27 protein-coding genes and 1 pseudogene are annotated in these 26,264 nt (G+C 36.0%); 10 read left to right on the top strand and 18 right to left on the bottom strand.

Going from position 1 to position 26,264, the window contains the following annotated elements; all coding sequences use genetic code 11:
- Positions 1-104: 104 nt before the first annotated feature.
- Positions 105-794, top strand: coding sequence for an ABC transporter ATP-binding protein (locus tag MKX29_RS01935; protein WP_224935641.1), 690 nt, complete (start codon positions 105-107; stop codon positions 792-794).
- Positions 791-2,125 (top strand): ABC transporter permease, encoded by a 1,335-nt coding sequence (locus MKX29_RS01940; RefSeq protein WP_289433226.1) that lies wholly within the window; start codon positions 791-793, stop codon positions 2,123-2,125. The genes MKX29_RS01935 and MKX29_RS01940 overlap by 4 nt, the downstream gene beginning before the upstream one ends.
- Positions 2,126-2,211: 86 nt before the next feature.
- Here the strand turns inward: MKX29_RS01940 and MKX29_RS01945 are convergent, their stop codons facing one another.
- The 7 genes and pseudogenes from MKX29_RS01945 to kynU form a co-directional block, all read right to left on the bottom strand.
- Positions 2,212-3,276: a C45 family autoproteolytic acyltransferase/hydolase gene (locus MKX29_RS01945; protein ID WP_289433225.1), complete on the bottom strand. Its 1,065-nt coding sequence runs from the start codon at positions 3,274-3,276 to the stop codon at positions 2,212-2,214.
- 233 nt (positions 3,277-3,509) lie between these two features.
- The gene (locus MKX29_RS01950; RefSeq protein ID WP_224935635.1) at positions 3,510-3,932 is read right to left on the bottom strand and encodes a GNAT family N-acetyltransferase; all 423 of its coding nucleotides are present in this window, start codon (positions 3,930-3,932) and stop codon (positions 3,510-3,512) included.
- Positions 3,933-4,026: 94 nt separating this feature from the next.
- A complete protein-coding gene (locus tag MKX29_RS01955; RefSeq protein WP_341103641.1) occupies positions 4,027-4,926 on the bottom strand; it encodes a hypothetical protein in 900 nt (299 codons plus the stop codon).
- Positions 4,923-5,465 (bottom strand): signal peptidase I, encoded by a 543-nt coding sequence (locus MKX29_RS01960; protein WP_308937080.1) that lies wholly within the window; start codon positions 5,463-5,465, stop codon positions 4,923-4,925. The genes MKX29_RS01955 and MKX29_RS01960 overlap by 4 nt, the downstream gene beginning before the upstream one ends.
- 266 nt (positions 5,466-5,731) lie before the next feature.
- Complete coding sequence (kynA, locus tag MKX29_RS01965; RefSeq protein WP_445662687.1) at positions 5,732-6,583, bottom strand: tryptophan 2,3-dioxygenase; 852 nt, start codon at positions 6,581-6,583, stop codon at positions 5,732-5,734.
- Positions 6,580-7,218 carry an arylformamidase gene (kynB, locus tag MKX29_RS01970; protein WP_224935629.1) on the bottom strand — a complete coding sequence of 213 codons (639 nt, stop codon included), beginning with the start codon at positions 7,216-7,218 and terminating at the stop codon, positions 6,580-6,582. Before kynB ends, kynA begins: the two co-directional genes overlap by 4 nt.
- Positions 7,218-8,473, bottom strand: a pseudogene (gene kynU / locus MKX29_RS01975) (kynureninase). The gene kynB and the pseudogene kynU overlap by 1 nt, the downstream one beginning before the upstream one ends.
- Positions 8,474-8,663: 190 nt before the next feature.
- Between kynU and MKX29_RS01980 the strand changes: the two are divergent.
- Both MKX29_RS01980 and MKX29_RS01985 read left to right on the top strand, forming a co-directional pair.
- A complete protein-coding gene (locus tag MKX29_RS01980; protein WP_095370049.1) occupies positions 8,664-9,113 on the top strand; it encodes a hypothetical protein in 450 nt (149 codons plus the stop codon).
- Complete coding sequence (locus MKX29_RS01985) at positions 9,101-9,388, top strand: YxcD family protein (RefSeq protein WP_224935623.1); 288 nt, start codon at positions 9,101-9,103, stop codon at positions 9,386-9,388. Before MKX29_RS01980 ends, MKX29_RS01985 begins: the two co-directional genes overlap by 13 nt.
- Before the next feature lie 68 nt (positions 9,389-9,456).
- On the opposite strand, the gene MKX29_RS01990 is transcribed toward MKX29_RS01985, so the two are convergent.
- Both MKX29_RS01990 and MKX29_RS01995 read right to left on the bottom strand, forming a co-directional pair.
- Positions 9,457-10,422: a bile acid:sodium symporter family protein gene (locus MKX29_RS01990; protein ID WP_341103645.1), complete on the bottom strand. Its 966-nt coding sequence runs from the start codon at positions 10,420-10,422 to the stop codon at positions 9,457-9,459.
- Positions 10,423-11,838, bottom strand: coding sequence for an FAD-binding oxidoreductase (locus MKX29_RS01995; RefSeq protein WP_341103647.1), 1,416 nt, complete (start codon positions 11,836-11,838; stop codon positions 10,423-10,425). It abuts the gene before it with no gap.
- Positions 11,839-12,013: 175 nt separating this feature from the next.
- On the opposite strand from MKX29_RS01995, the gene MKX29_RS02000 reads away from it, so the two are divergent.
- Both MKX29_RS02000 and MKX29_RS02005 read left to right on the top strand, forming a co-directional pair.
- Positions 12,014-12,730, top strand: coding sequence for a FadR/GntR family transcriptional regulator (locus MKX29_RS02000; RefSeq protein WP_224935617.1), 717 nt, complete (start codon positions 12,014-12,016; stop codon positions 12,728-12,730).
- A gap of 49 nt (positions 12,731-12,779) precedes the next feature.
- On the top strand, positions 12,780-13,256 hold the full coding sequence (locus tag MKX29_RS02005) for a glutathione peroxidase (RefSeq protein WP_224935615.1): 477 nt from the start codon (positions 12,780-12,782) through the stop codon (positions 13,254-13,256).
- A 100-nt stretch (positions 13,257-13,356) separates the two neighbouring features.
- Here MKX29_RS02005 and MKX29_RS02010 read toward each other — a convergent pair whose 3' ends face one another.
- The 4 genes from MKX29_RS02010 to MKX29_RS02025 all read right to left on the bottom strand — a co-directional run bounded on the left by MKX29_RS02010 (position 13,357) and on the right by MKX29_RS02025 (position 17,598).
- Positions 13,357-14,328, bottom strand: coding sequence for a proline dehydrogenase family protein (locus tag MKX29_RS02010; RefSeq protein ID WP_224935611.1), 972 nt, complete (start codon positions 14,326-14,328; stop codon positions 13,357-13,359).
- A gap of 398 nt (positions 14,329-14,726) precedes the next feature.
- A complete protein-coding gene (locus MKX29_RS02015; protein ID WP_341103650.1) occupies positions 14,727-15,437 on the bottom strand; it encodes a LutC/YkgG family protein in 711 nt (236 codons plus the stop codon).
- Positions 15,427-16,863 carry a LutB/LldF family L-lactate oxidation iron-sulfur protein gene (locus MKX29_RS02020; RefSeq protein ID WP_095370056.1) on the bottom strand — a complete coding sequence of 479 codons (1,437 nt, stop codon included), beginning with the start codon at positions 16,861-16,863 and terminating at the stop codon, positions 15,427-15,429. Before MKX29_RS02020 ends, MKX29_RS02015 begins: the two co-directional genes overlap by 11 nt.
- A 9-nt stretch (positions 16,864-16,872) precedes the next feature.
- Positions 16,873-17,598, bottom strand: a complete 726-nt coding sequence (locus tag MKX29_RS02025) for a (Fe-S)-binding protein (RefSeq protein WP_224935606.1) — start codon at positions 17,596-17,598, stop codon at positions 16,873-16,875.
- 334 nt (positions 17,599-17,932) lie between these two features.
- On the opposite strand from MKX29_RS02025, the gene MKX29_RS02030 reads away from it, so the two are divergent.
- From MKX29_RS02030 to MKX29_RS02045, 4 genes are all read left to right on the top strand, one after another.
- Entirely contained in the window at positions 17,933-18,400 is a 468-nt protein-coding gene (locus MKX29_RS02030; RefSeq protein ID WP_224935604.1) for an RNA polymerase sigma factor, read from the top strand.
- Between the two features lie 2 nt (positions 18,401-18,402).
- Entirely contained in the window at positions 18,403-19,593 is a 1,191-nt protein-coding gene (locus tag MKX29_RS02035) for a hypothetical protein (protein ID WP_224935601.1), read from the top strand.
- 3 nt (positions 19,594-19,596) lie between these two features.
- Positions 19,597-20,946: an MFS transporter gene (locus MKX29_RS02040; protein WP_341103654.1), complete on the top strand. Its 1,350-nt coding sequence runs from the start codon at positions 19,597-19,599 to the stop codon at positions 20,944-20,946.
- 100 nt (positions 20,947-21,046) lie between these two features.
- Complete coding sequence (locus MKX29_RS02045; protein ID WP_224935597.1) at positions 21,047-21,205, top strand: hypothetical protein; 159 nt, start codon at positions 21,047-21,049, stop codon at positions 21,203-21,205.
- 86 nt (positions 21,206-21,291) lie between these two features.
- On the opposite strand, the gene MKX29_RS02050 is transcribed toward MKX29_RS02045, so the two are convergent.
- The 5 genes from MKX29_RS02050 to MKX29_RS02070 all read right to left on the bottom strand — a co-directional run bounded on the left by MKX29_RS02050 (position 21,292) and on the right by MKX29_RS02070 (position 26,158).
- Complete coding sequence (locus MKX29_RS02050) at positions 21,292-22,584, bottom strand: globin-coupled sensor protein (RefSeq protein ID WP_224935595.1); 1,293 nt, start codon at positions 22,582-22,584, stop codon at positions 21,292-21,294.
- 278 nt (positions 22,585-22,862) lie between these two features.
- Positions 22,863-23,564 (bottom strand): ABC transporter ATP-binding protein, encoded by a 702-nt coding sequence (locus tag MKX29_RS02055; protein WP_224935592.1) that lies wholly within the window; start codon positions 23,562-23,564, stop codon positions 22,863-22,865.
- On the bottom strand, positions 23,557-24,312 hold the full coding sequence (locus MKX29_RS02060; protein WP_251163084.1) for an ABC transporter ATP-binding protein: 756 nt from the start codon (positions 24,310-24,312) through the stop codon (positions 23,557-23,559). Before MKX29_RS02060 ends, MKX29_RS02055 begins: the two co-directional genes overlap by 8 nt.
- A complete protein-coding gene (locus MKX29_RS02065) occupies positions 24,312-25,301 on the bottom strand; it encodes a branched-chain amino acid ABC transporter permease (protein ID WP_289433211.1) in 990 nt (329 codons plus the stop codon). Before MKX29_RS02065 ends, MKX29_RS02060 begins: the two co-directional genes overlap by 1 nt.
- Complete coding sequence (locus tag MKX29_RS02070) at positions 25,298-26,158, bottom strand: branched-chain amino acid ABC transporter permease (RefSeq protein ID WP_224935586.1); 861 nt, start codon at positions 26,156-26,158, stop codon at positions 25,298-25,300. The genes MKX29_RS02065 and MKX29_RS02070 overlap by 4 nt, the downstream gene beginning before the upstream one ends.
- Positions 26,159-26,264 lie beyond the last annotated feature (106 nt).

Consider the following 26,264-nt stretch of genomic DNA (forward strand, 5'->3'; position numbering starts at 1 on the left):
AATGACTTTTGCATTTAAAAAAGATTTTTTAGCTAAATATGTAGGGATACTTCATTTCACTTACGTCTATTATGTTGTATTCAAAAGAAAAGGTGGGAAAATGCATGATTGAGGTAAATAAGATTTATCATTCTTTTGAAATAGGTAAAAAAGAGAAGAAAACGGTCATACCTGTTCTGAAGGATGTATCATTCCAAATTAACAAAGGAGAAATTGTATCCATTGTAGGTAAAAGCGGATCTGGAAAATCAACCCTATTAAATATCATTAGCGGATTTATTAAACCAACTGAGGGTGAAGTTAAGATTAATAATCAAACTGTGACTGAGCTTTCTGAAGGAGAGTTTGCTTCCTTTAGACTTCAGCATATCGGTTTTATCTTTCAAAACTTTCAATTGATTCCAAGTATGACAGCATTCCAAAATGTTGAATTGCCGCTAACTTTTAAAGGGATGAATGAAAAGGAACGTAAACAAAAAACGTTAGAGACACTTGAGCGTGTTGGACTAGCAGAGTTCAAGGACCATTATCCCAGCGAGTTATCCGGTGGCCAGCAACAAAGGGTCAGTATTGCACGTGCACTTGTAGTAAATCCACCTCTTATTCTTGCTGATGAACCAACAGGTAGTCTAGATAGTGACACAGAGAAAAGCCTACTCGCTTTCATTAAACAATTAAATGAAGAATTAGGGATTACTTTTCTTATCATTACTCATGATGAAGAGGTTGCCGAGTTCGGTCATCGTACAATAGAAATTGTTGACGGTCATGTATTGGAGGAAGTAGCGAAATGACATTTAAAGATCAGTTTAAGTTCGTTAGACAAAATTTAAAGAAAAATAAATCTAGATTGTTTATGACAGTACTTGCTACTGCGATTGGTGTTGCATTCTTAATTGTACTTGCCTCTGTCGGCTTCGGACTTCATAAATCGATTATTTCTGATATGATGCAAAACCAATTGGTTACCCAAGTGGAGATATACGGGAAAGAAGATTCACAAGGACTAAAAAATGAAGATATTACTTATTTTGAAGAGATGGAGGGAGTGGAAGCCGTTACCCGCAGGAATGAATTGGCACAGATGCCTTTCTTCCATCTAGATGACTATACATCTAATACGAATGCCATCGTCACACACTTTCCATCAGAGATAAAAGCAGACTTCAAGCTCGCATCTGGGCGCTTACCTGAGGGGGAGAATGAAGTTGTTGTCGGTTATCACTTTACTGAAAGCTTAATTAAAAACGGTGCTAACCCTGAGAAATTGTACGATGATGAAGGAAATATCAACGAGGACTATGTCTATACTGATGACTTACTAAATAAAGAAATGGACATGGAAGTCATTAAATTAACAGATGGGAAAGAAACGAAGAAAACCATTTCTGTTAAAATTGTAGGAATCGCTGAAAAGCCTGCTCGTGATTGGGCGTATGAAGAGCATGTCTTTATTTCCGAAGAAATTTTACAAGAAGTTGAACAATTCACTGGCGTTATGCGCGGGGCAACTGAAATGTACGAAGGCGGCGAACTTGACGCCAATCAATCGGAAGAAGTCTATGATTATGTAAAAGTATACGCAAATAACGTTCAAGAAGTAGAAGGAATTAACAAGACTCTTGAAGATAAAGGCTATATGATTTATTCAATTGCCAATGAAATGAAACAAATTAATGTCATCTTCCTTATTATGAAAATTGGCCTTATCTTTATTGGTACGATTGCATTGATCATTGCATCCATTGGTATATACAATACGATGACAATGGCTGTAACGGAAAGGGCACCGGATATCGGTATTATGAAAGCGATTGGTGCACATCCACGTACAATTAAAAATATCTTTTTATTAGAAAGTACTTATATCGGCTTATTAGGCGCCATCTTTGGGACGATTGTTGCTTATGGTGTCAGCTTCCTAGTCAATTTATCTGTACCATTTATTATTCAAACAGCATTTGATGAGGCAGCTCCAGAAGGACTATTATTGTCATATATCCCTTGGTCACTGACCCTTATTAGTGTCGGTATTTGTTTACTCGTTACCGTATTCTCAGGTCTCCGCCCCGCAAAGAGAGCAACAAAAGTGGATGTTCTTAAGGCGATGAGAAGAGAATTATAATCAAAATCAGTACCATGAAAGGCCACCCTAAAGCCAGCTTGCGCATTTCTTCCTTTGCACAACTGGCTTTTTCTTTTTTTATCATTTCACTTAAACCAATTCGCCCCTTCATCCATATGAAGAAAAGGAATATCCGTGTCCACTTTACCAGTCATTCTCTCGATTGATAACTCTTTTCCTAATAGCCAAGAAGCAAAGTCAATCTCATAAGGTTGTTGATTTCCTCCCAATGCCATCCATACTTTTAGGCTACGCGGAAAATATACAGATGTATGAATAGTCCCCGCCCAGCTTCCATACAAATCAGAAAATACACCTTTACCTATACCATTCATCAATTGAAAAGCTTGCTCTGGACTACTCATTGCTGCGCGATTTTCTTCCATAACAGCTAAACGACGCTTTGAATCTGCTAATTGATGACGGTTTTCTGATAAGAGTTTCTCAAAATGGTTTGTACAGGATAGAGTTTCACGCACTGTCACTTCTCTTGGGGTGGTTTCCACTGCCGCACTTCTTCCCTTTTTATCATGAACAACATAAGTAAAGGAATGACGATGAGGAATTTCTTTTAACATCGCAACTGCTTCTTCAACATCTTGACATGACTCTAAAATAAGTCTGCCAATCATACAACAAATAAAACCATCACCTGGTCTTCTTCTATTCATAAAGTTATAGCCCATTGCTAAACCACACTCATTCATACCATCCATTCGCCCTGTTACTCGTTGCGATGGACCAATCATACTATAGCCCATTCCATCAGTCGGTTGGAATAGTGTATATCGCCCTTCATATGTTTTGGGATGATAATCATAATTGCGGATTAAATAATCCTCACCTATATATATAGAACAGCCTGATTTATGATGATTCACGCGATAGCCACCGTATTCTTGTAATACCCGCTCTATTGGCCATTCTAATGCCTCTTGTAAACCCATTAGTTCATCCCAAACACCTGGAGCAAAGTGTGTAATCATCGACTTTGCTTCTTTTACATTGATCGTAAAGCGTGGCTTTCTTACCTTCCACTGGTCTTCTCTATTTTTTACGGACAATGAGTCCTTTAATAACTCCCCTTGCAAGAAACCATAATCATAATGATTACCTCTAAATTGAATAATATCACTATAGATTTTCTTCATATGTATCCTCCTCACAGTTGCTCTCAACATAAGCATACTGGAAGTCCTTCGGAAAATAAAGACAACCCGCCAGTGCAAATTAAAAAGCAGGAAACCATTAACTTTTCAACTAATATTTAACTTGTTGCGTTTATAACCATTAATGTTAAATACTTCCATTTCAATCTTTGCCAATACAAAAAACGAACAAAGCTATTGAAATAGCATTTGCCCGTTTTAATGCGAGAACATGTTTATATCGTTCTCTTAATATTTCTCCCAGACTGCCTCTCATAATTACGTATAATCATGCTATTTCCCTTCGTCATGGCGAATCTTTCATAGTATGGAACTAAATCATCATCACAAGATAAGTCAATCATATAAATATCGCTCAGTTCCTGTAGCATCATCTTTACAAGTGTTTCTCCAATTCCTTGCTGTTGATAGTCTGGCCGTACTTCTAGTAGCGGAATGTATGCCGAGATCACACCATCACTGATAGCTGTAATAAAGCCTACGACTCTTTTGTTTGTTTCATCAATGGCCACAATCGCTTTATAGCTGTTGTGCATTAGGTATAGATGCGTTTCCGGTTGCGGATAATTCCCCCATCCTACAAAAAACCCTGATAGCATGTCTATCGTTATATTTTGTAGATTACTCGTATATATCATTCTTTAACCCCTTTTCTCGTTAGATTAGGCTGAAAAGAAGATATATATTGATTCATACAATAACAAACAACTTGCCCCCCATTTTATGTGAGTACTATTTATTCCCGGTAAACCATTTGTATAACTGTTGCGATTCAATAGTTAGATAAACATTCGTATCTTTTCTAAAATCGATTACACCACCCTGAGAAGTATTGACACGATCTGCTGTTAATTTCCAAACTTTTGGACCAGCGTAATATTCATGATCTGTCACAACTTTATACCATGTATTTCCTCCCTCTTGTGATTCTGTTATTGTAAAATTACCGACTTTTTTCTCGAACTCCCCATTCCCTTCTCCCATTTTTACTTCAATGACTTTATTGCCTTGGTCATTCTTATAAAAATTCACTTCTTTATTTGCTGTTGTTCTGATATCCCCTGAAGGTGTTGCCTTAAAAGCAATTGAACCAGTATAAAACGGAGGTCCTTCCTCTTCATCTACTTGCGTAGCGGCAACTTTCAATTTTAAGTTTCCTGTTTTCCCTTGGAAGTTAATATCATTGTCACCATGTGGCCACCTTGCGAAAATACGAAATTGCTCGTTATCGACTGTCGGTTTAAATGTTGAAGTATGATCGATTTCCTTCCACTCCCCATTCACTTTTCTTTCTAATGACAAAACAATTGGCGAGTTGCCATTGGCAGGGAATAATTTACCCGATGGAATTAAATCTACTTGATAAGTAACGGGCACCTCCGTATCATTCTTTTGAATTTCAAAAGCATAAACTTTGACAGGATCCATCCCTGGGTAAAAGTTTTCACCTAAGGAGAATTGTCCATCCCCAATTGTCTCGCCGCTTTCATTCACTGCGTTCACATTAAATTTTGCTGCTTGAACTGTGTTTCCTGTACTCGTAAAACTTTTAGAAAAATAAGCAACTGTCCCAAAAATAGCTGTAGCAATTAATAATAATGCCAATGAACTTAACGATAATTTTGTTTTCAACTCTTCTCCCCCTCAAATTCATTTATGATTTTTTTGTTCCTTTTAAATAACTTGTCTGAAAAAATAATGACAAGAACAATGAAAAACATCAAACTTAAACCAATTGGACTGATTAAGAATTCAGCTATAGAGCCTACTTTCGGCAACACCCACTCTACTTTACCTGTTAGATGTTCAGACCGTATCTTCGTCTCATCCTCTGTATTATTTGCATCGCCTTTCGTCTTAAAAAAAGAGCCAGACTCATCCTTAGCTACTTCAGTTACTCTGTGAGTGACAAAGTCTGCCCCATTTCGGTATGTAATCACATCATTCTCGTTGATTTGATTAAACGTAGATTGTTTAATCACAACAACATCACCTGGTGAGATACTCGGCTCCATGCTTCCTGTTAATACAATAAGAAGGCTTCTCCCAAATAGAGATGGTGGCTTTTCTTGATTTTGGTCACTAGTGATTAGCGTGTATAAAGAAAGAACACCTAATAAAATGAGAAGGACAAATAAACTATTACCAATGACCGAAATGACCTTTCGAATACTCCCTCCTCCCTTCTCGTTTCAATTGTTCTTCAATTAAGAATAAATATAGTAATATTAGGAAAATATGACAAGAGAGTAAATACCTAAATATTCAGAAATTTAAGTATAAAAATCAAAACCTGTAATAAACCAATACTTTTTACCTAATGATTTATTATTCCTATCTTATCATTTGTTTACGTAACAATTTGCTATAAAAGTAGAAAAAAGCCCCTGTCATCAAATGATATAAAGGGCTTTTTGGACTATTACTATTTATTCATTTATAATTCTGTTCTAATCATCCATAACTCAGGAAAGAATTGTTGATCGATGACTTTCTTTAGATAACCGACGCCAGATGAGCCACCTGTACCTTTCTTGAAGCCTATTATTCTCTCTACTGTTTTCATATGCCTAAATCTCCATTGTTGAAACGAATCCTCAATATCTATTAGTTTCTCTGCTAATTCATAGAGCTCCCAATACTTCTCGTTATTTAAATACACCGATTTCCATGCTTCTTTTACCGACTCATTATATTCATAAGTATCTTCTACATCTCTACAAAGTATCGTCTCATCAATTGTTAAACCATTACGCTGTAAACAATGGATACTCACATCATAGAGACTTTTTGCTGCATATGATTTCAACAACTCTTTTTTCAAGTCGGCATCTTTTTGATAGATTTTCAGCACATGCGGTGTTTTATACCCTAGCGCGAATTCAATCATACGATATTGATAAGATTGAAAGCCTGAAGCTTGTCCGAGGAAAGGTCGAAACTCGATATACTCAGATGGTGTAAGAGTAGATAGAACGTCCCAAGCTTGTATAATTTGTGATTGTGTTTTCGTTACCCTAGATAAGCATTTTTGTGCTGTCGACAAGTCATCAGCTTCAATGGCCGCAATACTTGATTGAATTTCATGTAAGATAAGTTTCATCCATAATTCAGATACTTGGTGAATAATAATAAACAACATCTCATCATGGTGACCAGACAACCTTTTTTGCGCGCCCAGTACTTGATCTAGTTGCAAGTATTCACCATATGTCATATTCTCATCGAATGCGGTGTGTATCCCCTTTTCATTCTCAAACGGGGGCTGCCCCTGTTTTTTTGTCATCATGCACCCCCTCCTTCTAATTTTCTTATTACTGCTCTTACTGGACTGCCATCTCCGCCTTCAATTCTTAGTGGAAGAGCAATCAGTTCATAGTCTCCCTGTGCAATATCATGAACAACGATATTTTCTAGTATATGAATATTATGTTGATGGAGCTTATGGTGAATAGGTAATGCTTTACTATCCAATTCATCCACTGACGGAAAATCAACACCAATCAGTTCCACCCCACATTTTTTTAAATATAACGGGACATCTTCACTGATGACAGGGACCCTTGTTGGAAAATGCTTTGGCTTAGGCTCACTACTCGTTTTGATTAATAGTCGCTTTACATTCTGTAATGGGAATTGATCTAATAGGGCAGTCGTGATTCTTTCTTCACCTGATAAATCAATCAATTTAGCTCTACCAATATACAAATTAATATCTAATTCATTTGTCTTTTTACCATCTTCTATAAAATGAAACGGTGCATCTACATGGGTACCGATATGTATACTTGTAGACAGTTGACCAATATTAACCGAACCAGTCTCTTCTCTCGTTGCAGATAAGTTAAAAGAAAAAGCCTCATCTCCTGGCCAATGTGCCATCCCATTGTGCAGTGGCTGAGAAATATCTATCCAATGTCCCATCAGGCAATCACTCCTCGTATATTTTCGAACTTTTTATATGTTTCCTCTTCCATGATTTTCTTCAATATGTTTATTGCACGCCAAACATCTTCAAAGGAATTATATAAGGACACAGGGGCTAAACGGATCCCATCTGGCATGCGAAAATCAGGAATAACACCTTCCTCCTTTAAAGCTTTGCAAATTCTCGCAGCCTCTTTATGCCCAAGTAAAATATGTGCCCCTCTACTCTCATCTGTTCGGTTGTATAGTTGAAAGGCAAAAGGTTTTAATTCATTGTGAATTAAGTCCATCATATAATCTGTTAATTGCAATGACTTTTGCCTAATAGCATTAATCCCTACTTCATCAAACATAGAAAGCGCTCCCAATAATGGGGCCATACTTAAAATTTGTGGCGTGCCCATTTGATATGCACTTGCGTCATCTGCTACAGTCATCTCATGTTCCATATCAAATTGCTTCTGTTTATGAGAACCAAACCATCCAGCCAAGCCAGGAGCTGTTCCATGATGACATTCATTGATATATAAACCACCTACAGCACCAGGCCCACCATTTAGATGTTTATAGTTGCACCAAAAGGCAAAGTCCATTCTGTTAATGAATGGGGAATGGCACCAATTGAATGACATAAATCAAATCCAATTAGTATGTCTCTTTTATGAGCTTCTTCGACTAACCTTTTCATTTCTAGAATCTGTCCACTTCGATACAAAACACTTGGTAAAATAATCAGTGCAATTTCTTCATTCATCGCTGCAATAATATCTTCTTCGCGAATAAATTGACCATCTCTACTCTTAATACTAATGAATTGTTCTTCTGAAAAGCCTCTCATACGAAGATGACTTTTGATCGCATAAATATCAGACGGAAAGTTTAGCTCATCTGCGATAATTTTATTTTTACCTTCTTTTGGTTGGAAAAAGGTAGCTAATATTTGATGCAAATTAACTGTCGTAGAATTTGATGCGATAACTTCTGCTTTCTTAGCACCTACGAGCATGGCCAAGCTTTCCCCAATTGTTTCGGCCATATAATACCACGGAGCCCCTCCCTCGGTCCAACCATCAATTGCGTATTCCTTCCAGGATTGAATTACTTCATGTAGTGATTTTTCAGCTCTTTTAGATAATAACCCTAAAGAGTTGCCATCTAGATATATTAAATCGTCTCTCAGGTAAAATTCCTTACGATATTTTGCCAGTTGATCTTGTTGGTCCTTTTCTTTTGCAAACGCAAGTGAGTATATGTTCAAGTAAACACAACCTTTCTGAAAATTATCTATATCGCGAAAATTATAGCTGACTTCTATCATCATTGCAATGAATAACCGTTTAAATCATTTATGTCAAAAAACGCACAATCTAATTTTGCTTACAAATTGTTAACCTATTTTGATATAATAAGTAGTAATACACTATTAGGGGGAACTATAGATAATGAAGAAAATTTTTGCAGCTATACTTACTGCAGCACTTGTCTTTTCACCAGTAGGAACAACAATCTTCCAAGACCAGGTTTCAACTGTTGAGGCGAAATCTTATAAATCAGGTAAAAAAGGTGTAAACTTTAATAAAAGCACGACAAACAATAACAACCAATCGAACGTTCAAAATAATCAGCAACAAAAAAACAACACAGCTACAAATCAACAACAAAAGAATAATGGTGGTTTCTTTTCTGGCGGATTAATGAAAGGACTTATGTTAGGTGGACTAGCAGGATTATTATTTGGCGGCCTGTTTGGAAATATGGGTATGTTAGGTAGTATTCTTGGTTTACTTGTCAATGTTTTAGCTATCGTCTTTGTCATTATGATTATTCGTAAAATCTTTACGATGATTAAAGATAAAAAGAAAAAACAGGAACCAAATCCATGGAACAATTAATTATTCCTGAACAAGATATTGTCAATGCATTATGTGTGTACATTTCTCGTAAAAAACAAGTGAAGCTAGAAGAAGTCGAAATTGAGCTCATGTATGATGACGATTATGGTTTCTCTGCCGAATCTCATGTTGGCGGCCGTAAGCAAGTCTTGATTACAGCGAATATGATCGAAGCATTAAGATTATGGTTAGATGAATTTCTTAATCGTGATCCATATGCAGGTATAAACCTCGTACTTGACGATGAACAAGGAATTATCGCTGTTGTACAGTAAACTAGTATATTCTCTTATTTTTAAAAAAGAGCATCCGTAGTGGATGCTCTTTTATTATTGGTATATAGTTAAATTGCTTTTGTTTCTTTAGTGATTACCTCTTTTTCTTTTGCTGGTTTTTTGGACCAGTACGTAGCTAAGATAGGACCAGATATATTATGCCAAACAGCACCTAAAGCACTTGGAATAGCGGCAACTGGACCAAAGTGAGCAGTTGCTAGTGAAACACCTAACCCTGAGTTTTGCATGCCCACCTCAATAGCAATCGCTCTTCTCGTACCTTCATCCATTTTGAAAACCACGCCAGCCATATATCCTAATAGTAAACCTGCTGCATTATGGAGCATCACCGCAATAAAGACAGAAAGCCCAGAAGAAGCAATTTTCTCAGCATTCCCTCCTACAACAGCAGTTACGATAATAATGATTGCTGTAACAGAAATAAGTGGAACAACGTTAATACTTTTTTCTACGATAACCGGGAATATTCTCTTCACTACTAAACCAAGTATAATAGGAACGATAATTACTTGAACAATTGATACAAACATACTCCACGCATCAACGGGCATCCATTGACCTGCTAGAGCTAAAAGTATGAGCGGTGTAGCTATTGGTGCAATCAAAGTGGATAACGATGTCATAGTTATCGATAATGGTACATTTCCTTTTGCTAAATACACCATTACATTAGAAGCTGTACCACCTGGGACTGATCCTAATAGTACTAAGCCTGCTGCTAATTCTGCCGGTAATTGCATAAGGTAGGCAATAGCGAAAGCCATCAAAGGCATGATTGTAAACTGCGCCACAAAACCCAGTAAAACAGGGAGTGGGTGAGAAAATACTAATTTAAAGTCCACCGGTTTTAAAGTTAAACCCATACCGAACATGACTACGCCAAGTAACAAGGTAATGTATCCGCCGAAGACTACGAATAACGGTGGATATAGATAAGCCACAACTGCTGCAATAATAACAAGAAAAGCGAAATATTTTCCTGCGAGATTACTAACCGCCTCCAGAATCTTCAATTAACTCTCCTCCTCCAAATTAAAAGGAATAACCTTATTTGGGTTTAAAATGTGATTTGGATCTAAAACATTCTTAATGTTCCTCATCACTTCTAATGCTTTCCCATGCTCTTGTTCTTGATATTTCATTTTTCCTACCCCAACACCATGTTCGCCAGTACAAGTGCCACCCTTTTCTAAGGCATACAAGACAAGTTGTTCATTGAAATGTTTGGCTTTGTTTACTTCTTCTTCATTATTCAAATCAATCATCACAAGCGAATGGAAGTTTCCGTCTCCTACATGTCCTGTCAGGCCACCAATTAAATTAATCTCATCTAGGCATTTTCTAGCATATGTAACAGCACCCGCTAATTCTGAGATCGGTACACATACGTCTGTTACCATCATTTTCTTACCTGGATAGCCATGCACATAAGCGTAGGCTAAATTATGTCTTGCATCCCATAAAAGATTACGAGCAGCCGTATCTGTTTCAAATGTTATATCTTGACAATGGAAATCAGCTACAATTTCTCTCATGAATTCAACATCTTGTTGAAGCCCAGCTTCATTACCATGAAATTCTAAAAATAGCGTTGGTTTAATCTCGTAATTAGTCTCACTAAAAAGATTCACTTGATTAATTGAAGCTTCATCTACCAGTTCAACTCTGCCAATCGGAATGCCAGCTTGTAGGATGCCAACTACAGCACCAACTGCATCATCAATTGTAGGAAAGGTTGCTCTACCAGCCATTTGGAATTCTGGAATACCGTACACTTTTAACGTCAACTCAGTAAAGCAGCCTAAAGTCCCTTCTGACCCGACAAATAATCCATTTAAATGATAGCCAGAAGAAGATTTGGCGGCTAAACTACCGGTATGTATGATCTCCCCATTAGCTAAAACCACTTCTAAATCTAGTACTTGATCTCTCATTACACCATACTTAACAGAAGTGGTACCACTTGCATTGGTTGCTGCCATTCCGCCTAATGTAGCATCAGCACCTGGGTCAACTGGAAAAAACAAACCGTATTTTTTCAACTCTTTATTTAGTTGCGAACGAGTCACACCAGGTTGAACCTTTACTAAAAAGTCTTCTTCCTTTACTTCTAAAATTCTATTCATTTCAGTAAAATTCATCGTTATTCCCTTTTTGTAAGGAATGACATGTCCCTCTAAACTCGACCCAACCCCGAAAGGAATAATCGGCGTTTGGAATTCTCCCGCCTTTTGTATAATTTGACTTACTTCACTAGCATTTTTGGGATAAACAACAATATCAGGATGACTACCTTTATGATAGGATTCATCTTTACTATGTAAGTTAAGAATGGTTTCATTAATAGATACTTGTTCATCTGTTAAAAAGCTCAATAAAGCGCTTACTAATTCTTGATTATTCGTTTGACTGCCCTCTGTTGTTTTCATTGTTTAGTCTCTCTCCTTACAAATCAAAATTGCACAGACCAATTATTGAATTTTGAGAAAATTGGTCTAACATGTTCTCATTGTACAAGAAAATTCAAAAAAATCAATAATTAAAAATTTAAAATTGCTGCATTTTCCCTTTTTTTGTATGATGATATGAAAGGGAGTGGAAATCATGTCGCAAAAGAAAAAAACACATATGATTATTACAGAACAATTAGAAGGATATATTATCAACCAAAAACTTTCATCAGGAGATCGCCTCCCCCCTGAAAGAGTACTTGCAACTCTCTTTTCCTCTAGCAGAACATCAATTAGAGAAGCATTGAAAATTTTAGAAATGAAAGGTCTGTTAGAGATTAAGCAAGGGAGTGGAACATACATTAAATCAGTTGATTGTTTAACTTCTGAAGCACCTATCCTTTCTGCTAATCCGAAGACAAATATATATGAAATGTTAGATTTACGAAAAGTTTTAGAAGTGGAGTGTGCTGGATTGGCATCAACTAGAGCGACATCAACAGATATAGCCAATATCCGCCATTCGCTTTTAGCGATGGAAACGGCATCCACGTCCGAAGACGGCATCCACGCGGATTTTCAATTTCACTTACATATCGTTTATGCGTCACACCATTCTATATTTATTAAACTTATGACTAACCTTACTGAACATATGAAAAATACTATAAAAGTAACGAGGTCAAACCGGTTTGCCGAAGACAATAAACGGGAAAAATCTACTATGGAAGAGCACCGTGATATTTATCTAGCAATTGCATCAGGAAATGGTAATGAAGCGCGGCAATTAATGAACAACCATATTAATAGGGTAAGAAAAGAATTAAGCGAATCAATGCTTTTCAATGAACAAGCGGAATCCTACCTATAAATAGTAAAGTCGGCTAAAATAAACCTACTTGATGTTTGGAGGAATAATAATGAAAACGATTTATGACTTTGAAGTAAAAAAAACAAATGGTCATACTCAACAGTTAAAAGATTTTGAAGGAAAAGTAATCCTAATCGTTAATACGGCAAGTAAGTGCGGTCTTACTCCTCAGTTTGAAGGATTGCAAGAGCTATATGAAAAGTATAAAGAAAAAGGCTTTGTCATCCTTGGATTTCCATGTGCTCAATTTAACAACCAGGAATTCGCAAATATCGATGAAACAACAGAGTTTTGTCAAGTGAATTATGGTGTCTCCTTTCCAATGTTTGCAAAAATAGATGTAAACGGTGATAACACAGATCCACTGTTTGCTTATTTAAAAGAAGAGAAGAAAGGTGTACTTTCAAAGAATATTAAATGGAATTTCACTAAGTTTCTTATTGACCGGAATGGGGAGGTATACGACAGATACGCACCAACAACCGAACCTGAAAAAATAACAAGTGACATTGAAAAATTGCTCTAAAATTAACATAAGGAAACCCCTATTAAATATAGGGGTTCCTTATGTTCTATTTTCTATAATCAAAAAAAGGCTCCTATTCGGAACCTTTTATTATATCAGTTTATTTTTTCTTTTTAGATAATCTACCGAGTAAGAATGCACCCGCAGCAACACCAAGAATGGTATTTGTCTTTTTATTAAATACTTGTTTTGCAACGAGGTTGATGTTTTGTGGTCTTTCTGCGAGACGTCGCATGTAATAGCCGTACCAGTCATCACCAAACGGAATATATGTGGTAAAATTATAGCCTTCTTTCGCAAGCTCTAATTGCATTTCTTTTCTGAATCCATATAACATCTGGAATTCAAATTGATCATTTGCAATATCGTGTTCCTTTACAAATTTCTTCACATGATTAATTACATGATGATCATGTGTTGCAATAGACGTGAATTTACCATGTAATAAATGATATTCTATTAGTTTAATATAGTTGCTATCGATTTCTTCTTTCGCAGTATAAGCAACTTCAGTTGGTTCTTTATATGCACCTTTTACAATACGTAAACGATAATTTTTATATTTTTCTATATCTTCTATTGCTCTATAAAAATAGGCCTGGATAACAGTCCCTATATTATCATAACTTTTTGATAATTCATCCAATAAATCAAATGAAGGTTGTAAACGGCCATGATCCTCCATATCAAAATTGATAAAGATGCCATATTCATGAGCCTTACTTACTATTTCTTTTAAGTTCTCCAAACAAAAGGAGTAATCAATGTCTAAGCCTAATTGAGATGGTTTTAACGAAATATGGGCATCGACTTCATGCTCATGAATCGCTTCAACAACTGCTAAGATTTGTTCTTTTGCTGCAGTCGCATCCTCTTTTTGATTAACAAATTCCCCTAGATTATCGACTGTACATGCGATACCATGGGCATTTAATTCCTTAATCCTAACAATCGCTTCTTCAATATTTGTACCCGCAACGACACTTTGAGCACCCAGTTTTAAACCATATTTTTTTGCTGCACTATTTAAAAATTGATTTTGAGATAAGCCTATAAATAGATCTTTCAGCATAGCGATTACTCCTTGTCTATTAATTTTTACATGGTCATTATATCATAAATTAGCAATAAAAATTATTTTGCGAATAATTATTTTTTTCCTACATTTAAGAAGAAACAATGATTTCTTTCTTTAAAATAAATGTACCACTAAAAGAACGGAAACAAACCAAAAAATTATATTTAAAAAATAAATAAGGGCGGATAAGAATAAAAAAATGGCCATTTCTAATAATTGTATATATGTATGATAATTGCGTGGGAGGAAATCTAGAGAAGCGCATTGACGAAAATAATAACAAACAACCGAATGAAGAAAACTAATCCATTTCATAAAAAAAACGAACAAACACTAATCCCTAGTATTTGTTCGGATTCTCATTTTGCATAATCCCTTGTTCCTCAGTAATCTTATAAATCAGAGATAATAATATATGTTGCATTTATGGGTCCATGTACACCGACGACTAAGTTCATTTCAATATCAGCAGAATTACTTGGTCCAGTTATAAAGTTAATACAACTAGGAATGACTCCTGTTTCTTTTATTTTTTCCTGGATATAGGCCGCTGCTTGTGTCATTCTCGGTACAATAGAACTTCTAGGTACAAGTATAATTGATTTTTCCGGTAAGAAGCTGACTGTCCTGCCTTTGTGTTTATCACTAAATAATACGACAGTTCCCGATTCTGCAAGGGTAATCTCACTAATCGTTAATCCGATGTTTGCTTTTTCAGCTATTGCGATATTTTCTACTTCAACTTCATGATTCCATTCATAGTACGCTACCCCTTGCTTATGCAATTCTTCAAGCTTGGCTGTAACTCCCCATGCTTTTAATCTACTATCACGCCAAGTTACGATGGATTCACCGCCGTAATCTGACACTCGGTCCTCTAATGTTTGCGGTAAGTTTGATAGATTTGTTTCAATCAAGTCCGTGTGAATTAATTTGCATTGGTTCTTTAGGACCGAAATTAATTCGGACTGCGATGCCCCCCTTAACACCCGCTTTTGCGGGGCATATTTCCACTCGGGTTTTTCTATCTTCTTCCTTACTTCTTCTTTTCCTAATCGTGCTGCAATTTTCTTAAGAAATATTTCTCTATTTTCAATCGCCATGATTCTTTTCCTCCTTGCCCCTTTGTTTAAACCAGTCACGGAATCTTTCCTTTTGCGGAGCAGGAAAATCACGGATTTCCGTCCACGCCTTTAATGGACCGACACCTTTTGTGAGCTTTGTCCCATCAGAAAATGGCCCAACAGCCTTTGAGGCAAATTTCCCACCCATTTTATATAAAGCAGGAGAAGCTGCTCCGAGACCAAAAGCTTTCATCGCTAACTTTTCAGATATGGGGGCTTTTCCTTCTTTTTCAACAATGACTTGCCTATGTTTATGAAGAAGGTCATGCAATGGTATTTTCACCGGACAAACCTCAGTACACGCCCCGCATAATGTGGAAGCATAAGGAAGCTCTTTATATTCTTCATAACCACCGAGTAATGGAGAGAGTACTGCACCAACTGGACCTGAGTAGATAGAACCGTATGAATGTCCACCTACATGACGGTAAACGGGACAGACATTTACACAAGCGGCACAGCGTATACATTGTAGGATCGATTGGAATTCTCCACCTAAAATATTTGAACGACCATTATCAACAATAACTAAATGAAACTCTTCTGGGCCATCCACTGCTCCCTCTTCTTTTGGGCCACTTAAAACGGTAACATAGCTGGGTAATTTCTGTCCGACTGCACTACGAGAAAGCATTCCTACTAATACTTCTAATTCTGTAAACGACGGCACAAGTCTCTCCATTCCCATTACAGTGATTTGTGTATCGGGCAAAGAAGTTGATAAATCGGCATTTCCTTCATTCGTTACGAGGCAAATTGAACCTGTTTCAGCGACGGCAAAATTACACCCAGTTATACCTATATCTGCTGTTAAATATTCATTTCTTAGCATTTTCCTAGCATGTTGTGTTAATTCTTCCGGTCTATCTGTTCCCTGGTAACCTAGTTTCCTTGTAAACACATCTCTTACTTGCTCTTTATTTTTGTGTAGTGCTGGAGCAACAATATGTGATGGAAGGTCATGATCATCAATTTGCAAAATATATTCACCTAAATCTGTTTCAATGACCTCACACCCAACCGATTCTAAATGATGGTTGAGATCAATTTCTTCTGTCACCATTGACTTCGACTTTACTACTTTCTTGGCATTTTTCTTCTTAATTACACCTTTAATGTAATCATTAGCCTCTTCTGGTGTTTGCGCGAAAAAAACATGTCCGCCTAACTTTTCTACATTTTCACTTAGTTGAAACAGATAATAATCTAGATTTTCTAATACATGTTGTCTAATTTCTTCCCCATGTGCTCGCCATTCTTCCCAATCACCCAATTCATTTGCTGCATCCTGTCTACGCACTTCTAAGCGATCTTGCGCCCCTGAAACCGCCCCTCTCATAAAGCGATTTTCTAAACCAGACGCTACTCGATCAGTAAATTGCTCATTTCCAATCCTCATTGGCATATCAATCACCTATCTTTCTGTTCTACTATTTAATACTTCAGCAATATGCATCACTTTCACTGGTTCACCCACTCTATCCATTCGACCACCAATATTCATTAAACAGCCACCGTCAGCGCCAATTAAAAGCTCTGCTCCTGTTTCATTAATATGGGCAACTTTTTCATCTACCATTTGTTCTGAGATGGCCCCCATCTTTACAGAAAATGTTCCACCAAATCCACAGCATTGACTTTTGTTTGGCAATTCAGTAAACTCTAATCCCTTTACATGTGATAATAATTTCATCGGCGCTTCTTTTACACCTAACAATCGTGTCATATGACAGGAAGTGTGATAAGTAGCTTTCGCCTGATAGCTTGCGCCTACATCCTCAACTTTTAACACATCAACGATAAACTCTGTTAATTCATACGTTTTTTTAGCTAATTTTTTTGCTTGCGGCCCCCAATGTGGATCGTCTTTAAATATATGCTCATATTCATGAAACATATAGGCACATGAACCAGATGGACAAACTACATATTCAGAATGACTAAAGGTTTCTATCATCCTTTTCATTGCATCCCTTGATTCTTTTACGTAACCACTATTGTAAGATGGTTGACCACAACATACTTGATTTTCAGGGAAATCCACCTCACAGCCAAGCCTTTCTAATAATTCTACAGTTGCTACCCCCGCTTTACTGTTAAACATATCGACTAGACAGGTAGCAAAAAGTGAAACCTTCATCTTAAAAACCCCCTTATCGCGCTTAGAAATAATCAGATAACTACTATCTATCGTACCATTGTTTGTATATTTATTAAATTCTAAATATTAATACGTTCTATTCATAAGACGAATAAAAGATGTATGCTTTAAGGGAAGGAAAAGTTTCCAGACAAGCAGTCATTGTAAAGGTGAAGAGAATTGATGTATATCATTCATTATTTAGGAATGTACAAAATGAAGGGTTCAAAATTGCACTTTTCTCAAATTTTTTTATTTTCCACCAACATTTGCAGCATCTATTTCGTTATCTATATGAAGCTAAGAAGAAAAACTACTTTTCCATGGAATAAAGGTGATTGTATTGCAATCTATTTATTTATCATTGCGCGATGATTTATATAAATTTGCTTCGTCTATTGCTTATGATGAGCATGAAGCACAGGATTTGATCCAACAAGCTTTAGAAAAGGCCATGCATTTAGATGATTTGTCTTCTTGGCCAAAATATAAGCAAAAAGCTTGGTTTTACCGTGTCATGAAAAATCAATTGATTGATCAGCGGAGAAAATTCAAACGAGAAATGAATATTGATCAAAATGAAGAAGTGATTTTACCTACCTTTATGAAAACCTCAATTGAAATGGTAGAGTTACTTAGTCAATTATCAGCTATTGAAAGTGATATCATTTTCAAAAAATACTGGATTGGTTTAAAAAGTGATGAAATTGCTATAAAGCTTGGTTTATCAGCTTCAACTGTTAGGTATCATTTAGCAAAAGCAATGAAAAAACTACGAAAGATCTTAGAGGAGGAACAATAATAATGGGAAAGAAATATAGTAATGTCGGGGTTTTAAATCTTATTCAAGCGACTGAAGAAAGCATTCAAGAAATAGAAAAGATTAATAATGTAGGGTTACTCGTCTATTCACAAAAGAATGCATACCTCGTGCCAAAATTAAATATAAAAAATATTGGCCAAACCATTATGGTAGAGAAGAATGTGAAAATGGCTAACGGTGTCTACAAGGTGGATTCTGCTTATTTAAAAATTGTAGATGACAATGAAACGGTGCTTATCAATGGAGCAGTCATTGTGAATGTAGATGTTACACTGGAAGAACTTCAGCAAAAAAACATCACATTTATTGTCAACGGTATCATCTACTCTCCATTTCACTTGAACGGCGCTATTCAATCCAAATTATTAACAACAAATGGTACATTAGTCAGTTATGAAGGGCCAGAACCTAAATTAGAAAATGGAAACCTTCATTTAACAACAGGATATTTAGAAGGGCTAGGTGAAGGCACAAATCTATTAGTAAATGGAGTAATAACAATTGATGAGCATGTTGATTTAACATTATTAAAGGAAAAGATCGCGAGGTTAGATATTAACGGGACGATTCGTTATTATGATTTTCAACAACCTTTAATCTCAGGAAAATTAAGTATTAACGGTAACCAAAACATGATCCCAAAAGGGTATCAAGTACTCTCAACTCAAACCCATTTAAATAAACATAATATTAAGAGATATAAACAACAATCGATTTATACAACCAAACCTATATTTATTGATTCAACTGTAACTAGAGAAGGATTGAATGAAGCATTCTCTTCTATTCATTCTTTATCTTATATCTTGTGCCCAGAAGGTACAGAAGATATTTTATTTGAAAAATTAGCCAATCTCGAAAATGAAGTTTTTGTTTATGTTAAAAACTATATAGCAGTAAAAGAGGAGACATGGTTTTCGACTAACTTTAAACAGTTAGATCCACAAACAACGATAATCATCCAAGATCAACTAACAATAAATGACACGTTAACTCATGCAGATATGGACCATATCTCAGAAATTATTTTAGCAGGGGATATTTTAGTTGTAGATGAAACAACAAAAGTGATATTAAAGAAAAAGATCAGTCAATCTTTTAAAGGTGAAATACATGTTTTACAAGATCATGATGAGCAAAAAGTAACTAATATTGGCGAACTTGTTTTATAACCCATGGATCATTATACTTTTGAAATAGCGAAAATCAAAATAGAAGAATTGCTGAGTACAGTGGAAACTCGCACTCAGCAGTTCCCTTCATCATGGCAACCACAAGAAGTTGCGCGTTCCATTTGGGAAATCAAAGGATACAGTAGGTTATTTATCTCTTATTGCCTATCAATGATTGGTCAATGGTTTGACATGGTAGCGATTATGGTCCTATTCGGATATGTATGGCAAACGAGTTCTTTTCTACTTGCTTTCATACCCATTGCTTATGCTTTACCACAAGTTTTATTTTCGCAATTTTCCGGCATCTTTGTACAAAAGCGCAATAAAATTATCCTTATGGGATGTGCTGATTTAGTAACGGTTTTCTTTACAATTTTGCTATTCTTTGCAAACACTCCATGGTTAGCACTCATTTTATTGGCACTCCGATCTTTTGTTGGTACTGTTCACTTTCCCGCTCAACAAGGTTTAGTTCATGAGCTCATTCCAGCTCATCTAAAACTAAAGGCTGTTTCCTGGAATGGAGGTGTGAATCAAGCAGCAAAAATCATTGCACCATTAATAGGTGGCGCATTACTCACCTTATTACCTGCAAAACATTTACTACTATTTAACGCATTCGCTTTTATGATTTCTGCTTGTTTATTATTTTCTTTAGGAAAAATCATACAAACAAAAGCAACGTTTTCACAATCATCGCGTGAAAATGTTGACAATACTTTTTTAAATCAATGGAAAGCCAGTTGGAAAAGTTTATATCGTGCTCCAACTTTAATGATTGTCTTGTCACTAAATATAGTAGGAATGTTCATTATCCAATTAGTTGACGCACAATTCCCTGCGCTATTTCAACTAGTTGCACCAACAAAACCTGCATATATGACACTATTGATTACAAGCATTGGGTGCGGTTCAGTCTTAACAATCTATATCATTAGTAAAAAAGAAAGGTTTGTGCGCTTAGAGAGATGGCTTAGTTTTGCCCTTCTTAGTCTTGGCTTAGGGTTTACTGGCCTTAGCTTTTTAGAAAAAGGCTTTTCCCTTAGCTATATTCTCCTTCTTGGTGTCTTGTGCGGGATAGGAACTGGCATATCTATTATTATTACTAACTATTGTATACAAACAATTCCACAGGAAGACGAAGTGAGTGCCATTGCAGGTATTTATCAATCATTAACAAGTTCAACGATTTTCATCTCCCCTCTTGGGGGAGCCTATCTTATTCACCTTTTCGGGATTCAAAATATATTCTTAGTAAGTGGCTTATCTCTAATTATATTAACTTTTTTACCTTTTCTCATGAATAAAAAGACAGCTATTTACACATTTGTTAAAAGTAATAAAAGCTAGGTACAACCATGTGTACCTAGCTTTTACTTAAATAAATTTTGTTTGATTTTTACACAAATGGGTAAATAAGTAGGGACAGAAATAAATAGGAGTGTTGATCATGTTAACAACAGCGGAACAATTTCTTTTTCTTCGTGATTTATACTATTTAAAAAAACTCCTACAAAAAACACCCAAACATCAAAGAAAGACAAAGGACCAAATAGCTGAGCAGATTCTATTAATAGAAAGTGTTGTACAGTTTAAGATAAAAAGCTAGACTGGATTGAACAACACTTCTGTCCTCATTTTTATAAAGGATTTAGCATACCTTTTCATTTACCCATGTAATATTCTTTCTAATCGTCACATATCTTGTGCAATTGAGGTTAAATTCTCTGCTGTAAACGCGACCTCTTCAAACCCTTTTCCTAAAAGATGGACTACGTTAACAATTCCATCGATTTCTTCCATAATCTTATGATTCTGATGCATCGTATCTTTCATTGTACCAACAATATATTCAAAATGTTCTTCTGTCGCTTTCATATGAGATTGACCGTTTTGGACTGTATTACTTACTTCCTGAAGTGATTCACTTAATTTATCAATTTGTCCATTTGTATTAGCGATTAATTGTGAGACATTTTCTACAGACGATCTTGTTTGATCCGAAAGTTTTCTCACTTCCTCTGCCACTACCGAAAACCCACGTCCATGTTCCCCTGCTCTAGCGGCCTCAATAGCAGCATTGAGGGATAATAAATTCGTCTGACTCGATATATCCGTTACAATTGTAGTGATTTCATGCATTTCATCCATCACATACAATAAACTTTTAACATCTTGTTTAATTTCTGCAACAGAGTCGACAATCGTCAACATTAACTCACCTTGTTCATTGATAAATTGCTTGCCGTTTTCCGCATACTCCTTTGCTTTTAGAGAAAAATCTTGCCCCTTTTCAGCATGCTCGACTACTTCTTCTGCTTGAGCGATTAATTCTTGGAAAGATGCGTTAGTTTCCTCAGAAATGGCTGCAAGGGTTTCTGTTTCTGTTGCTACATTTCCCCTTATTTCTTGTTTCTTTTCTTCTTCTCTTGCTTTTAATGTTTCTATTTCTGTATCATAAGCCTCTAAAACCAGTTGTTGTTCAAAGCTAAAAATTTTCGTTACGGCAGCAATTAGGTGACAGCAATCACGCGAAGTAAGCTCCATCTTTTCTACAAGCTGGATAATCGATAATAATAATCCTTGGAACGCAGACATATACCATTTCGTTTGTAAGCCTATTTTCACATGCACGTGAGCAATCCGTAACCGTTTCGCCACATACTCTTCATTTATTATACCGGCAAACATTTCTTCAATATGTACCCTCAATGTTCCTTTTAAGCGCTCTACCGTACTATAATCTTCAATAATTTCAATAAGTGATTGCTCTTTGTAAATATTATCATAGAATTGATTAACTAATTGTTCACTGTTCTTTTGAATGATTGGCTGCATCTTGTTTATGAGACATAAATCAGTTTCACTTAACTGAATTAATTCCATTTGTTGTGTGAACTTAGATGCGTCACCAAGGTCCAATACACCCTTTCCTTCTTCAACCTCTTCATTTAACTTTTTACTTGTTCTTTTTTTAAACAAACTCATGAATGCTTCCCCCGAATGATTTAATAGGTAAATTATACTATTAATATCGGTTGTTTTTGAAATAATTCCATATTCTTTCATAAATATAGATACCCATCAAATTCATCTTTCTATTCAAAGGTCCTTTTAAAATGAGAGAACATTTTCGACTGTAAAAAGTTCAAATAATGTAGGAGGTAATTTGAAACAATATAAAAATAATCACGAAGCAGTTCAAAAACATCAACTGTTCGTGATTGATTTGATACACTTAATCGATTTCATGATACATCGTTACTTTATACACCTAAATGGACTTTTAATAATTCATCATTATGCAATAGCTCAGCAGGAAACCCTTGCCAAACGACTTCTCCCTTGTTTAAAATAATCACTTCATCTGCCACACAACAGGCTAAATCAATATTTTGTTCTACGATTAGCATCGATAACCCTGTTTTCTTGACATCTAAAATGATATTTTTGATTTGTTCAATAATAACAGGTGCAAGTCCTTCAGATGGCTCGTCCATTAATAAGAAGTCTGGATTAAGTAAGAGCGCACGGCCAATGGCTAGCATTTGTTGTTGGCCACCTGATAATTCATTGCCCATATTCTCTTCACGTTCTTTTAATATCGGAAATAATTGATAAACTTCTTCAATTGTCCATTGTTTTTCACTAGATATACTTTTTCTTTCAGCTATTAATAAATTTTCTTTCACCGTTAAAGAGGGAAAAACCCGTCTCCCTTGAGGGACAAGACCAACACCAGCTTTAGAAATATGGTTTGGTGTTCTACCAACAAGCTCTTTATCCTTAAACTGGATGGTACCTTCTTTAGGCACAACTAGCCCAGCGATAGAATGAATCGTTGTGGTTTTGCCAGCACCATTTCTACCAAGAAGTGCAACACACTGACCCTTATTCACCTTTAAATTAACACCGTGTAATATATGGCTATGACCATAATAAGAATGTACTTCCTTTAGCTCAATCATGACTCAACGCTCCTCCACCAAAGTAAATTTCTTGGATCATTTGATTTCCTCGAATTTCTTCAGGGCTAGCCGTCATCATCGCTGTCCCATGGTGGAGGACAGTAATTTTATTAGCCAAACTAAACACAACTTCCATATCATGTTCAATAATAACCAAAGTAATATGATCAGGAATTTTTTTGATTAGCTTAACAAATCTACTTGTTTCTGTTGGCGACATACCTGAGGTCGGTTCATCCAAGAGAATAATTTCCGGATTTGTGCTCAAGGACAAGATAATCTCTAATAAACGTTGTTCACCATAGGAAAGTTCTTTGACCAATACATTACGTCGCTCTGTCATTTCCCATTCTTTTAGTAACCTATGACATTCTTCTGCTAAATCATTATAATTCTGCATAGGCTTAATCATATTGAGGCGATATTTCTTTTTCCCCATAATCGCTAAACGCACATTTTCTTCAACTGTTAATTCCTCAAAAAGATTATTCTTCTGAAAAGTTCTCCCCATCCCCTTCTCGGTTCTTTTAAAGGATGGAATATGATCAATACGTTTGCCTGCTAAATAAACTTTTCCTGAAGATAATGGCAATGTACCATAAATACAATTAAATAAAGTTGTTTTACCAGCTCCATTGGGGCCGATAATCACATGACGTTCTCCCTTATTTACTTCAATATTGACACCTTTTAAGATATGCAATGCCTTAAATGATTTATTTAAGTCTTCAATTTTCAATAATGTCATCAGCTTGCTTGCTCCTTTCCTTTAACTTGTTTATCTACAGGAGCATTCCGAGATGATTTAAATAACTTTAAGCCAAATGTCGAAACAAACTGGATGAGATGCAATATCCCTCCTCTTTTTAGAAGAACAATTGCTATGAATAATAATCCTAAGATGAGCGGCCAGCGATCCGTCATCGTACTAATATAGTTTTGCAGGAAAACAAATGCCCCAGCACCTAATGCCGGACCAAAAATCGTACCCATACCACCAATAAAAACCATGATCATTACTTCTGCCCCCATATGCACACTGAAGAGTGCTGGAGAAACAAATTGTGTTTTATAAATGTATAAACCTCCAGCTAAACCTGCCATACTACCGGCAATTAAATAAGCAAACATTTTATAAGTCTTCGGGTTATAGCCTAAAGCAATCATTCTGCCTTCATTCTCCATCATCCCTTTTAGCACTTTGCCTGCAGGGGCATTAACAAAAAGTTTCAAGAGAAAATAAGTAAGAACAAAGAAAAATCCCATCATGTAAAAAAGACCGATATTAGAAGTAATCTCCCCAAAACCAAAATTAGCTGTCACACTTGCACTATAACCATCATTTCCACCCCAGAACTTCATTCTTGAAGTAATTAAAAATAAGACTTGAGTAAAAGCTAATGTAATCATTAAGAAGAATACTCCTTTATTACGAATAGCAATATAACCTGTAACGAGTGAGAAACAGAGTGAAATTAGTATAGCTGCACCTAATAGTAAATAGATATTTGCTGTATATTCACTCAAAATAGCAACGGTGTAGGCACCTAAACCGAATAGTGCACAATGGCCTAATGATGGCATTCCTCCAAAACCCATAATCAGACCCAAACTCATGGCAAAAATGGCGAAAACAAGAATTTCTGTTGATAAATACACCATAAATGGAGAAATGATGTGAGGCAGAATTAAGACAGTCATAAGCAAAAGAATAGTTGATAATAATGCTTTTTTCATGATTCCACCCTTCCGAATAAACCTGTTGGTTTAACCATTAAAATTGCGACCATTAATATGAAGATAAAGGCCATCGCAAACGTAGGCATATAAATTCTTCCGAAAATATCGACAAACCCAACAATCATTGAAGCAATAAAAGCACCTTTCCAACTGCCTAAACCACCAATGATGACGACAATCATTGAATTAACAAGAATCTCCCATTCCATCATCGGGTACATTCCAAGTATAGGTCCACTTAGCACACCCCCGAAAGCAGCCAAAGCAGCACCAAAGATAAACACCCCTGAAAAAATGATTTTCACATTAAATCCAAGTGCTGATACCATTTCCATATCATCTACACCTGCTCGAACAATCATTCCTACTCTTGTCTTTGCCTCAAAATACCAAAGAACGAAAGCAAACAGAATACCCATAGCAATGACAAACAGACGATAAGCAGGAAATGTCATTCCCACAAAATCTAGTGAATAGTCAAAGAGTGCTGGAACTGGAATAGAGAGAAAGTTACCTCCCCAAATCCATAACGCCAAATCACCGAGTACAAAAACGAGACCAACAGTTAGCAACACCTGATCGGTTTCACTTCCATGCACTCTTGATATAAGCAATTTTTCAATAATAAGAGCAAAAATGGAAATTACAATAACTGCTAAAACCATTGATAACCAAAAATTCATTCCGCTCCTAGAAAACGAATAAGCAACATATCCTGCGAGTATAAAAAAAGATCCATGGGCAAGGTTCATAATCTTCATTAAACCAAAGATAATGGAGAGACCTGCAGCCATTAAAAATAACAACATGGCATACGCCAATCCTGAAACGGTGTTAGCAATAAAAAATTCCACTTGTTCGACTCCCTTCAGAATAAATACCTTAGAAGAAATAACTTCCTCTGTATATTTTTTGGAAAAGGCATGGATGGAGTATCATGCCTTTCCCTTACAACTCTTT

Source organism: Cytobacillus sp. FSL R7-0696 (assembly GCF_038006865.1).
GTDB classification, from domain to species: Bacteria; Bacillota; Bacilli; order Bacillales; family Cytobacillaceae; genus Cytobacillus; species Cytobacillus kochii.

Coding starts and splice junctions, on each gene's coding strand:
- MKX29_RS01935 (WP_224935641.1), top strand. CDS start 105: ATGATTGAGGTAAATAAGATTTATCATTCTTTTGAAATAGGTAAAAAA.
- MKX29_RS01940 (WP_289433226.1), top strand. CDS start 791: ATGACATTTAAAGATCAGTTTAAGTTCGTTAGACAAAATTTAAAGAAA.
- MKX29_RS01945 (WP_289433225.1), bottom strand. CDS start 3,276: ATGAAGAAAATCTATAGTGATATTATTCAATTTAGAGGTAATCATTAT.
- MKX29_RS01950 (WP_224935635.1), bottom strand. CDS start 3,932: ATGATATATACGAGTAATCTACAAAATATAACGATAGACATGCTATCA.
- kynA (WP_445662687.1), bottom strand. CDS start 6,583: ATGATGACAAAAAAACAGGGGCAGCCCCCGTTTGAGAATGAAAAGGGG.
- kynB (WP_224935629.1), bottom strand. CDS start 7,218: ATGGGACATTGGATAGATATTTCTCAGCCACTGCACAATGGGATGGCA.
- MKX29_RS01980 (WP_095370049.1), top strand. CDS start 8,664: ATGAAGAAAATTTTTGCAGCTATACTTACTGCAGCACTTGTCTTTTCA.
- MKX29_RS01985 (WP_224935623.1), top strand. CDS start 9,101: ATGGAACAATTAATTATTCCTGAACAAGATATTGTCAATGCATTATGT.
- MKX29_RS01995 (WP_341103647.1), bottom strand. CDS start 11,838: ATGAAAACAACAGAGGGCAGTCAAACGAATAATCAAGAATTAGTAAGC.
- MKX29_RS02000 (WP_224935617.1), top strand. CDS start 12,014: ATGTCGCAAAAGAAAAAAACACATATGATTATTACAGAACAATTAGAA.
- MKX29_RS02005 (WP_224935615.1), top strand. CDS start 12,780: ATGAAAACGATTTATGACTTTGAAGTAAAAAAAACAAATGGTCATACT.
- MKX29_RS02010 (WP_224935611.1), bottom strand. CDS start 14,328: ATGCTGAAAGATCTATTTATAGGCTTATCTCAAAATCAATTTTTAAAT.
- MKX29_RS02015 (WP_341103650.1), bottom strand. CDS start 15,437: ATGGCGATTGAAAATAGAGAAATATTTCTTAAGAAAATTGCAGCACGA.
- MKX29_RS02020 (WP_095370056.1), bottom strand. CDS start 16,863: ATGCCAATGAGGATTGGAAATGAGCAATTTACTGATCGAGTAGCGTCT.
- MKX29_RS02025 (WP_224935606.1), bottom strand. CDS start 17,598: ATGAAGGTTTCACTTTTTGCTACCTGTCTAGTCGATATGTTTAACAGT.
- MKX29_RS02035 (WP_224935601.1), top strand. CDS start 18,403: ATGGGAAAGAAATATAGTAATGTCGGGGTTTTAAATCTTATTCAAGCG.
- MKX29_RS02040 (WP_341103654.1), top strand. CDS start 19,597: ATGGATCATTATACTTTTGAAATAGCGAAAATCAAAATAGAAGAATTG.
- MKX29_RS02045 (WP_224935597.1), top strand. CDS start 21,047: ATGTTAACAACAGCGGAACAATTTCTTTTTCTTCGTGATTTATACTAT.
- MKX29_RS02050 (WP_224935595.1), bottom strand. CDS start 22,584: ATGAGTTTGTTTAAAAAAAGAACAAGTAAAAAGTTAAATGAAGAGGTT.
- MKX29_RS02055 (WP_224935592.1), bottom strand. CDS start 23,564: ATGATTGAGCTAAAGGAAGTACATTCTTATTATGGTCATAGCCATATA.
- MKX29_RS02060 (WP_251163084.1), bottom strand. CDS start 24,312: ATGACATTATTGAAAATTGAAGACTTAAATAAATCATTTAAGGCATTG.
- MKX29_RS02065 (WP_289433211.1), bottom strand. CDS start 25,301: ATGAAAAAAGCATTATTATCAACTATTCTTTTGCTTATGACTGTCTTA.